This is a genomic window from Thalassobius sp. MITS945101 (assembly GCF_047123305.1).
In the GTDB taxonomy this organism is placed as follows: domain Bacteria; phylum Pseudomonadota; class Alphaproteobacteria; order Rhodobacterales; family Rhodobacteraceae; genus Thalassobius.
On the sequence record NZ_CP138918.1, the window covers coordinates 861,077 to 875,839 of the forward strand.

15 protein-coding genes are annotated in these 14,763 nt (G+C 60.4%); 5 read left to right on the forward strand and 10 right to left on the reverse strand.

What is annotated here, in order from left to right; translation table 11 throughout:
* Positions 1 to 59 precede the first annotated feature (59 nt).
* Positions 60 to 1,220, reverse strand: a complete 1,161-nt coding sequence (locus SIC14_RS04425) for a helix-turn-helix domain-containing protein (RefSeq protein ID WP_412564621.1) — start codon at positions 1,218 to 1,220, stop codon at positions 60 to 62.
* Between the two features lie 359 nt (positions 1,221 to 1,579).
* On the opposite strand from SIC14_RS04425, the gene SIC14_RS04430 reads away from it, so the two are divergent.
* The gene (locus SIC14_RS04430; protein ID WP_412564622.1) at positions 1,580 to 1,906 is read left to right on the forward strand and encodes a hypothetical protein; all 327 of its coding nucleotides are present in this window, start codon (positions 1,580 to 1,582) and stop codon (positions 1,904 to 1,906) included.
* A gap of 57 nt (positions 1,907 to 1,963) precedes the next feature.
* Here the strand turns inward: SIC14_RS04430 and SIC14_RS04435 are convergent, their stop codons facing one another.
* From SIC14_RS04435 to SIC14_RS04465, 7 genes are all read right to left on the reverse strand, one after another.
* Entirely contained in the window at positions 1,964 to 3,265 is a 1,302-nt protein-coding gene (locus SIC14_RS04435) for a M16 family metallopeptidase (protein ID WP_412564623.1), read from the reverse strand.
* Positions 3,266 to 3,267: 2 nt separating this feature from the next.
* Positions 3,268 to 4,611, reverse strand: a complete 1,344-nt coding sequence (locus SIC14_RS04440) for a M16 family metallopeptidase (RefSeq protein WP_412564624.1) — start codon at positions 4,609 to 4,611, stop codon at positions 3,268 to 3,270.
* Positions 4,612 to 4,722: 111 nt separating this feature from the next.
* Entirely contained in the window at positions 4,723 to 5,241 is a 519-nt protein-coding gene (locus tag SIC14_RS04445; protein WP_412564625.1) for a DUF3035 domain-containing protein, read from the reverse strand.
* A gap of 52 nt (positions 5,242 to 5,293) precedes the next feature.
* Positions 5,294 to 5,764 carry a signal peptidase II gene (lspA, locus tag SIC14_RS04450; protein ID WP_412564626.1) on the reverse strand — a complete coding sequence of 157 codons (471 nt, stop codon included), beginning with the start codon at positions 5,762 to 5,764 and terminating at the stop codon, positions 5,294 to 5,296.
* 129 nt (positions 5,765 to 5,893) lie between these two features.
* Entirely contained in the window at positions 5,894 to 7,483 is a 1,590-nt protein-coding gene (gene purH / locus SIC14_RS04455) for a bifunctional phosphoribosylaminoimidazolecarboxamide formyltransferase/IMP cyclohydrolase (RefSeq protein WP_412564627.1), read from the reverse strand.
* A gap of 22 nt (positions 7,484 to 7,505) precedes the next feature.
* Positions 7,506 to 9,197: a heparinase II/III family protein gene (locus SIC14_RS04460; protein WP_412565824.1), complete on the reverse strand. Its 1,692-nt coding sequence runs from the start codon at positions 9,195 to 9,197 to the stop codon at positions 7,506 to 7,508.
* Positions 9,198 to 9,455: 258 nt separating this feature from the next.
* On the reverse strand, positions 9,456 to 10,808 hold the full coding sequence (locus tag SIC14_RS04465; protein ID WP_412564628.1) for an RsmB/NOP family class I SAM-dependent RNA methyltransferase: 1,353 nt from the start codon (positions 10,806 to 10,808) through the stop codon (positions 9,456 to 9,458).
* A gap of 78 nt (positions 10,809 to 10,886) precedes the next feature.
* On the opposite strand from SIC14_RS04465, the gene SIC14_RS04470 reads away from it, so the two are divergent.
* Positions 10,887 to 11,075: a DUF1674 domain-containing protein gene (locus tag SIC14_RS04470; protein WP_412564629.1), complete on the forward strand. Its 189-nt coding sequence runs from the start codon at positions 10,887 to 10,889 to the stop codon at positions 11,073 to 11,075.
* A 17-nt stretch (positions 11,076 to 11,092) separates the two neighbouring features.
* Here the strand turns inward: SIC14_RS04470 and SIC14_RS04475 are convergent, their stop codons facing one another.
* Both SIC14_RS04475 and dapB read right to left on the reverse strand, forming a co-directional pair.
* Positions 11,093 to 11,476, reverse strand: coding sequence for a hypothetical protein (locus SIC14_RS04475; RefSeq protein ID WP_412564630.1), 384 nt, complete (start codon positions 11,474 to 11,476; stop codon positions 11,093 to 11,095).
* 90 nt (positions 11,477 to 11,566) lie between these two features.
* Complete coding sequence (dapB, locus tag SIC14_RS04480; protein WP_412564631.1) at positions 11,567 to 12,376, reverse strand: 4-hydroxy-tetrahydrodipicolinate reductase; 810 nt, start codon at positions 12,374 to 12,376, stop codon at positions 11,567 to 11,569.
* Positions 12,377 to 12,467: 91 nt separating this feature from the next.
* On the opposite strand from dapB, the gene rbfA reads away from it, so the two are divergent.
* The 3 genes from rbfA to truB all read left to right on the forward strand — a co-directional run bounded on the left by rbfA (position 12,468) and on the right by truB (position 14,726).
* Positions 12,468 to 12,884 (forward strand): 30S ribosome-binding factor RbfA, encoded by a 417-nt coding sequence (gene rbfA, locus SIC14_RS04485; RefSeq protein ID WP_412564632.1) that lies wholly within the window; start codon positions 12,468 to 12,470, stop codon positions 12,882 to 12,884.
* A gap of 5 nt (positions 12,885 to 12,889) precedes the next feature.
* Positions 12,890 to 13,642, forward strand: coding sequence for a phosphodiester glycosidase family protein (locus tag SIC14_RS04490; RefSeq protein ID WP_412564633.1), 753 nt, complete (start codon positions 12,890 to 12,892; stop codon positions 13,640 to 13,642).
* Positions 13,643 to 13,814: 172 nt separating this feature from the next.
* A complete protein-coding gene (truB, locus tag SIC14_RS04495) occupies positions 13,815 to 14,726 on the forward strand; it encodes a tRNA pseudouridine(55) synthase TruB (RefSeq protein ID WP_412564634.1) in 912 nt (303 codons plus the stop codon).
* Positions 14,727 to 14,763 lie beyond the last annotated feature (37 nt).

The window sequence follows — 14,763 nt, forward strand, 5'->3', positions numbered from 1 at the left end:
GCAAAACGGCAGGTCCTGAAAAAGGGCCTGCCGTTTTCGTTTCGCGATACTGCCAACTCCTACTTGCGCAGGTCAGAGGGGGTTTTACCGGTCTCACGCTTGAACGCTTTGTAGAAGGCGGAGCGGGAGTTGAAGCCAACGTCATAGGCAATGACCAGAATCGTCTCCTCCGTTGTGGTCAATTGCTGGATAGCGTCCTGCACCCGCCAGCCGTTTACCAGATCAAAGAAGCTCTTGTTCAACTGCGTGTTCAGCGCCTGTGACACGTAATGCGAATTGGCCCCGACGTGTTTCGCCAGATCCCAAAGCGACAGATTGGGATCGCGGTAGAGCATATCCTGCGACATGGCGGCTTCGATCTTTTCAGCGATGCGTTGCGCGCGGGCGTCATCAAGAGCGGACTTTTCGTATTTGGGCTCCGCGGGCGTCTCGGGCAGCGGACGCTCATCCTGCATCTGTCTGGTCAGCCCCGGGCGCTGCCGCAACCCCCAGATGCCAAGCACCCAAAACAGTGCCAGCAATGCCAGACTGTTGAGAACCAGCGCCTCTGCTTCAAAATCCGTTTCACTTAAGGCCCCGACAAAGATCGACGCACTGTGAAGCACATTGAGCACCAGATAGAGCACGGCCGCCCCCATGATGGCCCAGATCCACGTCAGCTCTTTGTTCTCGGTACTGGCAAACACATCTTTCAACCGCGCCTGATAGGCGATGAGGCGGCGCACCGTCAGATAGGTGTAGGTGGCAATCATGATCTTGAAGGCCACATCCGCCACCAAAACCAACACCACCATCAGCAGCAGGGCGGGGACTCGTGGGTCATCTTCTGCCAGCTCGGCCTCAACCAGATCGGACGGGAAAAAAACCGTGGACCAGAAACACAATGTGACCACAACGATGGGAATAACATGGCGGCGCAATCTGGCGATCCGCGCCAGATCCCCTTCTGAGGTCAGACCACGCACGTAAAGCCAGAACAGAAACGGGCTGGCCACCTCAAGCCCGCCCACAAGCAGGCCGAGGCGCGCGACCCAGACCGGCATGCCCTGCATCTCTGACAGTTGCAGAACGCCTGCGGCAAGGGCTTTGAAAAGGAATATCAGTGCCAGCGGCAGGTAGATGCCGGGATCGCGCCGACGTAAAATCAACAGGTGTGCGCAGAATAGACAAACCGCCACGGTGGCCACATTCAGAGCCGTCTCAATTGAATCAAAATACATTATCAAACCCGTTCCCAGAGCTGCGCCAATAACCGCACCTGCGGCTTGCCAGCTATTTCCCAGTCGGGCAACCGTAGAAGCCGTTCTCGCCCCATTCGATATCCGCCCCACTGCATCGACAGCTTTTCGATACCCGCCCCGCCCTTCACCCGTCGTCTCTATCGACCGGCAAGGACATCTCGCGGAAGTCCTGCCGCCTCAAAACGCGTCCAATATGTCCTTCCCGATGGAAAGAGACGACATCCACAGAGGTCCCGTGCTGTGTGTGGCCACAGCCGGACCAGCAGCCGAAGCGGGGGCATCATGCCCCACGCAAATGTCTGGAAGACGGTCAAAAGAGATATTTTATGAGGAACACTATGACCCTTCGCACACTCCAGCTTGCGCTGATTGGCATCCTTGCACTTGGCGGGCTTGTTGCCTGCGGTGAATCCAAAGCCCAATTGGCGGCAGCGAATTCCTATAGTTGCACCGACCTGGCCCGCGAAATCGGCAAGCGTGAACAGCGCAAAACCTCGGCACAAGTCGATGGCTTTGCCAATTCGATGGTTTCCATTTTCACCAGCGACAAAGAGCTGCGCACCGCAGCGGACGTGGAAACAGGTGTAAACCTGATCGACGAAATTGACGCCGGGAAGTCGTTGAACCAACTGCAGAAGATTTACCAGGCCAAAGGCTGCGCCTGATCTCAATAGGCGCGCACAGCCCCTCACGGGCTGTGCAACGCCTCAATGAGAAGGGTGTTAATCCAAGCCCTCTGGCTGACCAACCACCACAAAAGTCAGGGCCTCTGGCGTCAGCAGGCGCTTAGCGACCCGGTTCATGTCTTCCAGCGTCACCGCATTCACCCGATCATTGCGGGTCGCCATATAATCGATGGGCATGTTGTCCATCTGCATCCCCACCATGATGTTGGCAATGGAGGCATTGCTGTCAAACCGCAGCGGATAGGCGCCCGTCAGATAGGTCTTGGCATCCTGCAGCTCTTCTGCGGTGACCCCTTCTGCGGCAGCTTTAGCCCATTCGGTACGGATCACCTCAATCGCCTGCGCCACGCGGTCGTTGGCCGATGAAACCGACCCCATCCAAAGTTTAGCCTGATCCTTGTCGGCCAGGAAGGAATAGACCCCATAGGTCAGCCCCCGCTTTTCCCGCACCTCTTCCATCAGACGGCTTTCAAACGACCCGCCGCCAAGGATCAGATCCAGAATGAAGGCAGGGAAGAAATCCGGATCCTCCCGTTCGATCCCACCCTGCGCCCAAAGCGCCACCGACTGCGGGGTGGCAAACTCAACCACCTGGTTGCCACCGGGTAGGTTCAGCTCTGCCGGACCAGGCAGTGGAACCGAGGCTGCGGGCAGCCCGCCCAGCAAGGTGTCGAGCAGCGTCGCAAGCTCCTCGGCGGTGATGTCGCCCACGGCAGAGATATAAACACGATCGCGGACCAGAAGGTTCTGATGCGCGGTGACAAGGTCGTCACGGGTCAACGCCGCCACACTGTCCAAGGTGCCGTTGAGCGGCAGCGCATAGGGGTGATCGCCATACAGCAGCTCCGACATTGCCTGACTGGCAATGTCCCGCGGAGATTTCAGATCCGAGCGGATGACCGACAAGACCTGTTCACGCACCCGCTCAATCGCGCCTTCGTCAAACCGCGGCTCAACGACGGAGCCCCGCAGCAATTCCACGGCCTGATCGCGGTTTTCCGTCAAAAAACGGGCTGAGATCGCAACTGCATCATCGTAGATGTCATATTCAAACGAGGCCGCCAGCCCTTCCACCGCGCGGGCAAAATCGCGGGCGTCCATATCACCGGTGCCTTCTTCCAACAGGCCGACCATCAGGTTCGAAGCGCCCTTCTTACCAGCCAGGTCCAGCGCGGCGCCGCCTTTGAAGCGCAGCTCCAGCGCCACAAAGGGGATCGAATGGTCCTCAACCAGCCAGGCGTTGTAGCCGCCAGGCGAGGTGACAGGCTGAATGTCCACAGCAGCCCGAGCGGGCGTGATGACGGCAAGGGCAACAAGTACCAAAATAAAACGCAGCATGATCAACCCTCCTCTGCCATCAGCCAGCCGGTGACGGATGTTTTACGGTTCAGCACTTTGCGTGCGGCCTCCATGATGTCCTCGGAGGTGACAGCCTGCAGCACATTGGGCCAATCCTGCACATCCTCAACCGTCAGCCCCTGTGTCAACGCACGGCCATAACGGTTGGCCAGCCCTTCCACATCATCACGGGCATAGATTTCCGAGGCGCGAATCTGCGTTTTGATCCGTTCCAGATGGGCCTCGTCTACGCCTTCCTCAAGGAATTCGGCCAACACACGATCCATCGCATCCTCAGCCTCTTGCAAGGACACCCCAGGGGCGGGCACCACAACGGTGTTAAAGGTGGTCGGGTCCAATGACCCACCACCATAAAACGCCCCGGCATAGACAGCGGTCTGGGTGTTGAACTGCAGCTTTTCCGCCATCACAGCGGTTTGCCCACCGCCCAGCACTTCCCCCAGCATCCGCAGAGCGGCCGCGTCTTTCTGATCACCCGCGTTGCGTTCGGGGGCCAGATAGGACCGGCTGACATAGGGCTGCGCCACACGGGCATCCCGATAGATCATCCTGCGTTCAGCGGTTTGTGGCGGTTCCTGACTGCGGGTGCGTTCGGTGGGCAGTTCTGGGTTGGCAGGGATCACACCATAATAGGTCTTGGCCAGCGCCTCGACCTCTTGTGGCGTGACATCGCCGGCAACCACCAGAATGGCGTTATTCGGGGAATAATATGTGCCATAGAAAGACAGCGCGTCGGCCATATCCAATTCTTCCATCTCATGCCGCCAGCCGATGATCGGCACGCCATAGCGATGGTTTAGATATTGCGCCGCGTTTTTCTGTTCCCGAAACAGGGCCGAGGCGCTGTTTTCCACACGTTGGTTGCGCTCTTCCAGGATAACGTCCCGTTCGGTGACGATATCCTCTTCGGTGAGGCGGATATTCACCATCCGGTCGCTTTCCATCCGCATCATCAGCTCCAGCCGGTCGGCTGCAACCCGCTGAAAATAGGCGGTATAGTCATAGCTGGTGAAAGCATTGTCCGAACCGCCGTTTTTGGCAACGGTTGCCGAAAACTCGCCAGATTCCAGCGTGTCGGTTGCTTTGAACAGCAGATGTTCCAGAAAATGCGCCACACCAGATTGGCCGATGGGTTCATCCGCCGATCCGGCCCGGTACCAGACCATATGCACAACCACGGGGGCACGGTGATCTTCGATCACAACAACCTCCATCCCGTTGTCCAATTCAAAGGCAGTGACCTGATCGTCCGCCTGCACGGGGGTTAATATCCCCGACAGGCCCAGCCCGGTCAGGGCAACAAAGGCGGCGGTTAAGCGCTTCATGGCGTCTCTCCTGTTACTTACAGGCAAGATACGCCGGTCAGCGCACGCTTCAAGCGTGCGTTTGCTGCAATGACAGGGACGTGAGCAGGTGTCAGCCGAAAAAAAGCCGGATCAGCTTGGCGGTGAGGTGGGAGTCAGCACCCCGAAACCGCGCCATTTCAACGCTTCGACCTTCGGATCCAGCGCTTGACGGCGATAGGCGCGATTGTAGCGATCCACCTTCACCAGCTTCAGTTTGGTGAAGCGGGAATTGAACCGACGGAATTCCTCATCCTCAGCGGCCAGCGTTTCGCGGATGTCAGCCGAAACCCCGTTGCGGCTCACGTGCGAAACCAGTGCCGAATCTGCTGTCGGAATGCCATCCGTCAGAACCAGAGCAGAGGCACGGCCACCCAGCGCCTCAACCCCGTCCCCAAGCGGGTTCTGATCGGTCAGGTTAGATCCACCGGGCGTCGGCGTGGGCAGGCTGGCGTAATCTGCAGGCTGCTGCAGTTCCTTGCCGGGAAGCACCATAAATTCATCGGGACCACCGGTGAACGAGCGCAGATCGCGCAGACCGATATCCCGGTCGTTGCCCGAACAGGCCGAAACGGCCAGCACTGCGAAAATCAATACCAATGCACGCGGCATTGCCACCCTCCTGCAAATCTTGCAACCGTCTTAACGGATCTCAGGCGCGGCGTCACGTGGCCTTTTGCGGCCCACCCCAGAGAACCAGCCCAAAAGCGCCGATGAAGATGGTGATATCGGCAACATTAAACGCATAGGGGTTGGAAATGCCGCAGCATGACATGTTGAGGAAGTCGGCAACAGCCCCGTAAAGGAACCGGTCCACCACATTGCCCAGCGCGCCGCCAATCAGCAAACCGGCGGAAATGAGCCCCAGTTTGCCGGGCCGGTCCTTATTCACCCAGTAAACCACCGCCGCACAGACCACAAAGGCCAGCGCAATCAGCACCCAGCGCGCGACATCACCGTTGTCCGAAAAGAGTCCGAAGTTGATGCCCGTGTTCCAGGCCATGCGCAGATTGACAAAAGGCGGCAGCACGTCGATCTCCCCGCGCACGCGCAGGTCAAGATAATGCACCACCAGATATTTGGTGGCCTGATCCAGAAGGAACGTCCAAAACCCCGTCCAAAACACGGTTGTCATCTGCCTAATCCTCAATGTGGGGCCGCTTTTCGGGCCCTCTCATTTTCTGTCTGCTTCCGGCAAGTGTATCACAAACCTGCCGGAAACAAGCATTTTTTACGTTTTGACCCTTTGTGGGCCTATCACGCCTTAGTGACGGAAGTGGCGCATACCAGTCATGACCATCGCCAGACCCGCCTCATCTGCGGCGGCAATCACCTCATCGTCGCGCATCGAACCACCGGGCTGGATCACGCAAGACGCGCCAGCGGCAGCAGCTTCCAAGAGGCCATCAGCGAAGGGGAAGAAGGCGTCGGACGCGACGGCCGAGCCTTTGGTCAGCGGCTCAGGCAGGCCCATCGCTTCGGCCATACGCTCGGCTTTTTTGGCGGCAATCAAGGCGCTGTCGAGGCGGCTCATCTGGCCCGCGCCCACACCAACGGTCGCACCGTCTTTCACGTAGACAATGGCGTTGGATTTAACGTGTTTCGCCACTTTCCAAGCAAACAGCAGATCGCGCATCTGCTCTTCGGTTGGGGCAAGTTTGGTCACCACCTTTAGGTCGTCCATACCGATGAAACCGTTGTCACGGTCCTGCACCAGCATCCCGCCCGAGACCTGACGGTAGGCCAAACCTTTGTCCAAGGTGTTGGCCAACGTAGGTGTGGTCAGCAGACGCAGGTTCTTCTTTTTGGCAAAGATCTCACGCGCGGCGTCATCGGCACCGGGGGCAATGACAACTTCGGTGAAGATCTCGGTGATCTTGGTGGCGGTGGCTGCATCCAGCGGCTGGTTCAGTGCAACGATGCCGCCAAAGGCCGAGGTGCGGTCGCAGTCAAAGGCCTTTTCATAGGCTTCTTCCAACGAGCTGCCGCGGGCCACGCCACAGGGGTTGGCGTGTTTGATGATGGCACAGGCCGGACCATCGGTCGGCAGGAACTCGGACACCAGCTCAAAGGCGGCATCGGTGTCGTTGATGTTGTTGTAGGACAGCTCTTTGCCCTGATGCTGCTCTGCCACAGCCACACCCGGACGGCCCGAGCCATCGCTGTAAAACGCTGCACCCTGATGGCTGTTCTCACCGTAGCGGAGGCCCTGCACATACGTACCGGCAAAAACACGGCGGCGCGGGGTCTCTTCGCCAATGGCCGATGCCATCCAGGTCGACACAGCCGCGTCATAGGCGCCAGTACGAGCATAAGCGATCTGAGCGAACTTCTGACGGAAACCATAGGTGGTGCCACCCTCATTTGCGTCCAGTTCGGCGATCAGGGCATCGTAATCTTCCACATCCACAACGGTGGTGACAAAGGAATGGTTCTTGGCAGCCGCACGGATCATGGCGGGGCCACCGATGTCGATGTTTTCGATCATCTCATCGTAATCGGCACCGCGGGCCAGCGCGGCTTCGAACGGGTAGAGGTTCACCACCAAGAGGTCGATTGCGCCAATGTCATGTTCGTCCATCGCGGCGACGTGGGCGTCATTGTCGCGCAGCGCCAGCAGACCACCGTGGACCTTGGGGTGCAGTGTCTTGACCCGACCATCCATCATTTCAGGGAAGCCGGTCACATCGGCAACGTCGGTTACCGGAATGCCCGCATCGCGGATTGTCTTGGCGGAGCCGCCAGTGGACAGCAGCTCGACACCGCGCGCGTTCAGGGACTGGGCCAAGTCGATAAGACCGGTCTTGTCGGATACGGAAATCAGCGCACGGCGAATGGCAGTGGGATTGGTCATGGGAGGGTAGCTCTCTGCTTGTTCAGGTCAGGTCCAGCTCTTCCCGGTTCAAGTCGCGTATGCTGATCGGCGTTTCCTGTGCCTTGGCAAGCGACCACCGGATGCGCGTCGCATAATCCATTGCGCGCCCGGATAAAACGATTTGTTTGGTCGCACGGGGCTTCAAACGGCCTTTTTCCAGATAAACCGACGGTTCCAGCGACATTTTCAGGCTGCCATCGTGCCGGAACAGCCAAAGTTCCCCACTTTTCAGCGCCAGAGAGATCGCCGCGCCGCCCATATCCACCGAGGCTTCGACCTCGGGATGCAGGTGGAAACGAATCTGGAACGGGATGCCTTGCAGCTTGCCCCGGTCCATTGCCTTGTCGAATTTCTGCTTATCGCTGCCCTCCAGCGCCACTAGCAGATCCTCCCCAGCCATGCCACGGCCGTCAAAGGTCAGTTCCAGCGTGCGGGCATGGGTCAGCCCGTGGGTGCGGGTATAGCCGTCATGCCCCCCTTCAAAGCGGATCCCGTCAGGGGCCTGGCTCATCTGCACCGGCACCCGTTTGGGCACATCCGCCAGCAGCTCTTGCCGCCCAACGCGGGGTGCAAGCCGGGAGGAGGAATAGCCCTCAAGCGATAGGGTCGAATGGCTGGGGGTGGCCCGTCCTGCGCGCCGCCAGTCAGCACCGAACACCGCGCCCGATCCGCAGTTGACCACCAGAGGTCTACGCCCCGAAGTCAGTTCCAGCGCCAGTGTAGAGGCATGGCCGTTGCCCGATGCTTTGCCCGTAGGAGGTGACGCCGCATCCACGATCACAGACGTCCGCCCCGCGCTCAGCCGTGCATAGCCCATCGACAGGCCGTCCGGCATCCGTTCCTTCACACCCGAAGCCGCCAGCGCTGCGTCCAACCGCCCCTCCAGCCCGCGGCCACCACCGTGGAAACGAGCAAGGCCGCCGTCCGCATGGCGCAGGGTGCGCAGGGTCGGCGCAATCCGGTCAATCGCTGCAGCGTGGTCTGGGTGAACCGCTTGGCCGGTCTCATGCAGCGCCGCTGCGGCCCAGGTCAGCAGGGTGAACACCTCCAACAACTCATCCGGGTTGCGGGTGGGCAAGCCGCCCTGTTCATCAATCTGGCTTTTGCATTCTTTGGCCAGCGCCTTCACCGCCGGCTCCACGTGCTGATCCATGCCCTGCAAGGAAAGCCCTGCATAAAGGAGCCCGGTCAATGCCTCAAACCGGGGCAGACCCGGGGTGGTTTTCTGCCAGCGTCGACTGAGGAAAATCGCCTGATGCGCCAACGAACGGTAGAAAGACTCAGAGGCTTCGGCGTCCTGAGAGCGTAGCACAAACAGCGCGTGATGGATCCAGCGGATGATCCGCCGTCCGGTCAGGTCCGGTGTCCAACCGGCCCCTACGCCTTTGCCAAACCGGTCGATCCACGCCCAAAGCCATTCCGATGCCAGCTCGCGCGTGCGTGGATCACCCACTGCAGCCAGATCATCCAGCCAGACAAACCCGTGGATTTCTTCCTCCCAGATCTGGTCCGGCGGGGGGATGTCCCACAGAACTGTGCCTTTGGCTTCGATCAGGTGGCCCGCAAAAAGGTAGTTTCCGGCCAGCAACTGCCGCCCCTTGGCAAAGGTGCCGATGGTCCTTGGTTCCGGCTGACTGACGAATCCAGTGGCGGGCCGCGCCATGCCGGCCCAGCGTGCATGCAGCTGATGCATCCAGCGCGTATAGCGCGCGGTCAGGCCCTCTCCGGCCTCTTTTCCAGAGGGGTTGCCCGCCTCTGTCTGTGCCCCGTTGGACATGTAATCTCTGCCTCTCGCGCCCGTTCGGGTGCAGGCGGCGCTGACCCTCGGGTGAATTTTGGATGAGGATAGCCCGCAAAGGGTTATCCTGTCACCGCTCAATTCCCGTAGCAGGGCACGCTCGGCAAGGAGCGGCTGACAGGCGGGCAAAGCCGCCTTCAGCGCTAACAGGGCTTAGGGTTTGCGGCGCAGGCAGGCCATGTAGAACCCGTCCATGCCACCGGTATCGCCCCAATAGTCGGGACGTAGGCGCAGGCCGCCCTCCTCGGTGATCCAGCTTGGATCGACACCGGGCAAGTCCAGCGATTCGCGGTCAACTTCCCATTCGGGATTGCGCTCCAGCGCTTCCTCGATCTGGCATTCACCTTCGTCCGGCAGCAGCGAACAGGTGCAAAACACCAGTCGCCCACCGGGTTTCACCAACGACAAGGCATGGTCGATCATCTGCACCTGCAGGTCGATCAGCTGGCCAAACTCGGACCCGTCTTTGGCCAGTGGCAGGTCGGGGTGGCGGCGGATGGTGCCGGTGGCGGAACAGGGGGCGTCCAGCAGAATAGCATCATATTGGCCCTGATGCTCCAAAGCGTCGCCTGTCACGATCTGCGCGTTCAGACCGGTACGGCCGAGGTTTTCCGCGACACGGGCCATGCGCGTTTCCGACAGGTCCAACGCCGTCACGTCCGCGCCAGCAGCGGCCATCTGCATGGTTTTACCGCCCGGGGCGGCGCACATGTCCAGAACGGTTTCCCCTTTTTGCACATTCAGCATCTTCGCTGGCAAAGCGGCAGCAGCGTCCTGCACCCACCAATCACCCGCCTCATACCCCGGCAGTGCCGAGACCTGACCGGGGTTTTCCAACCGGACCGAGCCCGTGGGCAGCAGCGTACCGCCCGTCGCTTCGGCCAGCGCCGCCGGATCGCCCTTGGCCGTTAGATCCAAGGGGGCGCCTGCCAGATGCGCACGTTCCATGCCCAGAACCGCCTCACTGTCATAGCCCATCACCAGCGGGTCACGCAGCCAGCGCGGCAGGCGTGGCACCCGCAGTTTGGCCCATTCCGCAGGGCCATCACTTGCCACTTTACGCAGCACCGCGTTGACCAGACCTTTCAGACCCATCGTGCGTTTGTTTGCCGCCGTCAGCGCCACCGCTTCGTTCACTACGCCATGCGCATCACCGCCGGTGCAAAGCTCTACCGCGCCGATGCGCAGGATATTTTGAACCCTTAGGGGCGGCGCTTTACGCAGATGTTTCTTAAGCACACGGTCGGCGCGCTCCAGATTGCGCAGCACTTCCAGCGCCAGCCGTTGGGCACGGGCGCGATCTGCTGGCTCCAACCGATCCAGCGTCCCATGCGCCAAAAGTTCGGACAGCAGCCGCCCTTCGCCCAGAATTTCCGTTAACAGATGCAGCGCAGTCGAGCGCGGCGTCGGCGCGGCCCGTTTCTGCACCGGCTTCTGGCCCCCCTTTGGACCGGATTTGGCGCCGGGTTTGCCGCCGGAACGGGAATTTGCATGGGGTTTGCGCATGGTTCTGTCCTTGGGCCTCTTTGCCTTGGCGGTTTGGGGGCGTATATCAGCGGGCAGGTGCCTTAGGAAGGACACAAGATGGACGAGACCCGCAAAGACCTGAACGACCTGCCCCCGGCTGCCCAACGGGCGCTGGCCGAGGCCGCTGAACGCCGCAAGAAAGCCGCCGAAGCTGAAACGCTGCCAAAAGAGTTGGGGGGGCGCGACGGACCAGAGCCGGTGCGTTATGGCGATTGGGAGAAGAAGGGCATCGCGGTCGATTTCTGATCTGACCGCAGGGCTATTCAGTCCACCTTGATACTATAGCGTTCGCGCTCACCCCGGCCTTTGTCAGGCACGATATAAAGCGTTGCACCGCTGGAGCGGACAATACCGCAGCTTTCCCCTTGATCCATTGTGCCGTGGAAGATCCGCTTGCACAGCTGGCCGTCTTTCCATTCCCAATTGCCCAACAGCGGCCGTCCCCAGACCCGGCCTTTCACCTGCCCCAGATCGTCAAACCGCATCCAACGTCCTGATTGGCTGATGTATTTTCCCTGCATCTGCTCCAGGAAGTCCTGCCGGTCTTTCACGGTAAAGAACCCTTCTGCCTGAGCGGGCGGCAAGGGGGGCATCACCAGCGTGGCGATGAGAGAGAAGGTCACGAGGAAGGCGATCTTGCGCAGCATGAGGCGGCCATTTGTTAAGTGGATCTTGCTTTGCGCCAAGGCTTGCAAGATCCATACCGACTCGGATGCGGCGCGCCGCGCAGACCGGGCTTAAAGGCCCAGCACGTCAATCATATCGTATTCGCCGGGGGCCTTGCCCTGCCCCCAAAGCGCCGCCTTCAGCGCGCCACGGGCAAAGATCGCGCGGTCTGTCGCCAGATGACGCAGCACAATGCGTTCGCCCGCCGCCGCAAACAACACGTCATGTTCACCCACAATGTCGCCGCCGCGAATAGCAGTGAAGCCAATGTCACCCTTCTTGCGGGCGCCCGTAATGCCGTCACGCCCCGAATCGCGCACATCTTCTAGGTTTACACCCCGGCCTTCAGCCGCAGCCTCGCCCAGCATCAGGGCTGTACCAGAGGGAGCATCAACCTTTTTGTTGTGATGCGCCTCGATCACCTCGATGTCAAAATCCTCATCCAGCGCAGCGGCAACCTTCTTGGTCAGCTGCACCAAGAGGTTCACACCCAATGACATGTTGCCAGCCCGGATCACCGTGGCGTGGCGGGCGGCGGCGTTCACCTTGGTCAAGTGTTCTTCGGCCATGCCGGTGGTGCCGATGACATGTACGGCGCGGGCCTGTGCCGCCAGTGCTGCAAATTCAACTGTCGCTTCAGGTGCGGTGAAATCAATCACCGCCTGCGCTTTGGAAAACGCCTCCAACGCATCGTCGGTCACGGCCACACCCACGGCGGCCCCACCCATGCATTCGCCCACGTCGCGACCGACCCAATCGTGGCCTGTGCGTTCCACAACGCCGACCAACTTGGCCTTGTCGCTCTCCAGCACGGTTTTGATCAGCATCTGCCCCATACGGCCCGATGCACCCGTGATGACGATTCCCGGCAAGTTGGTCATGGCTCTGAAACTCCTAGAAAACATGGTTTTCGTCTGCATAGACCAGCAATGGCCGCTTGGCAAAGGGGACAAGACGCCTTAGATGCAGCCCATGGCCAAAGGAAACTCATATGGCGCCGGGCCCAGCACCCGGCAATTGCGCGTCGGCGAACTGATCCGCCGGACGATGTCTGACCTGTTGATGCGGGGGGAGATCCACGATGATGATCTCAGCCGCATGTCGATCACCGTGGGCGAGGTTCAGATCACCTCGGATCTGCGTGTGGCGACCTGTTATGTGCTGCCATTGGGCGGCAAGGACGGCGACGAAGCGGTCAAAATTCTGGCACGGAACCAATGGGAACTGCGCCGCACCATCGGCAAGAAATGTGGGCTGAAACATGCGCCCGAGCTGCGCTTCAAGGTCGACACTTCGTTTGACCGGATGGATGAGACCCGCGCCCTGCTGAACCGCGACGACGTGCGCCGCGATCTGGACAAGCCCGACACCCCCGAGGGGGAGGACTGAGTCCAATGTGCATGCCGGTCGCTTTTCTGGTGCTGGCGCTGACGCTGTTTGCATTTCCTGTAAAGGCGCTGGACTGTCAGCGCCTTTTGCATTTGGGCAGCCCCTACACGGTTTGCGAAGTGGATCCCGCCACGGCGGACCTGCGGCTGTTTCACAGCGACGAACGTGGCTTGTTGGGGCATTATTCACGGGTGAACCAGAAACTGGCCGCCGAAGGGCGCGCGTTAAGCTTTGCCATGAACGGCGGCATGTATCATCAAGATCGCACGCCGGTCGGGCTCTATGTTGAAGACGGGCAAGAGATCGCGCCGCTGCTAACCGGACGCAGCGAAGGCAACTTTGGGCTGCTGCCCAATGGCGTGTTCTGCATACGTCCAAGCCGCGCCGATGTGATCGAGACACGCCACTTTGCCGCGACCCGCCCCAACTGCCGCTTCGCCACCCAGTCTGGTCCCATGCTGGTGATCAACGGCGCCCTGCATCCGCGCTTCATTGACGGTGGCAGCTCGCGCCATATCCGCAATGGCGTTGGCACCTCTGCGGACGGGCGGCGGGTGGTCTTTGCCATTTCCGATGCACGGGTGAATTTCCACGATTTCGCCACCCTGTTTCGCGACACCCTGGGCCTGCCCAATGCGCTGTTTCTGGACGGCAAGATTTCCCGCGTCTTCATCCCCAGCCAGGACCGCCGCGACATCGGGTTTCCGGTAGGTCCAATGATCGGCCTTACCGTGCCCCTTGGCAGCTTGAAGAAATAGGCGCAGACTGCGGGGCTTCAGACCCAACCGGTCAAACGCGGATATCTGGACTGGCAGGGCTGGTGGGTTCGACAGGCTTAGCAGGTTCGACAGGCCAAGCAGGTTTGACAGGGGGCAAGGTCTGCGGTAACTGGCGCGCCTCACCCGTATTCAAGATAGATCGAGGTTCATCATGGGGCGCAAGCGCAAGGGTCGTGACATTTCGGGCTGGCTGGTGATCGACAAGCCAGCGGGCATCACCTCGACCTCTGTGGTGAACAAGGTGCGATGGGCGCTGGAAGCCAAAAAAGCAGGCCATGCCGGCACGCTGGATCCTGAGGCCACCGGCGTTCTGGCCGTCGCTTTGGGGGAGGCAACCAAGACGGTTCCTTTCATCACAGATGCGCTGAAAGCTTACCGTTTTGTGGTGCGTCTGGGTCAGGCGACCAACACCGATGATGCCGAAGGCGAAGTGATCGCCGAAAGCGATGCGCGCCCAACGGACGAACAGATCAAGGACGCTCTTGGCGGATTTCTGGGTGACATCATGCAGGTGCCGCCCAAGTTCTCGGCTGTGAAAATCGATGGCGAACGCGCCTATAAGCTGGCCCGCGATGGGGATGAAGATTTTGAGATCGCTGCCCGCCCGCTTTGGGTCGAAGAACTGGTGATGACCGATCGCCCCGATGCGGACCATGTGGAGCTGGAAATGACCTGCGGCAAGGGCGGCTATGTGCGTTCCATCGCGCGGGATCTGGGTGCGGCGCTGGGATGTCACGGTCACGTGCTGCATCTGCGTCGCATCTGGTCCGGCCCATTTGAGGCCGAGGACGGCCTGACCCTGGATCAGGTGATCGAAATGGAACGCACCCCGGCACTAGACGAACATCTGCTGCCGCTGGAGGAAGGTCTGGCCGATCTGCCAGAGGTGAAAACCACCGAACAAGGCGCCGCCAAGATGCGCAACGGCAACCCCGGTCTGGTGATCGCAACCGATGTGGAATACGGCGACGAATGCTGGGCCAGCCTGAACGGCGAAGCCGTGGCCGTTGGCGTCTTCAAAGCCGGCGAACTGCACCCCAGTCGCGTGTTTGTGCGCGGCTGATCCCTAGACCATTCCGTTCGGGACCACCGGCGCATTC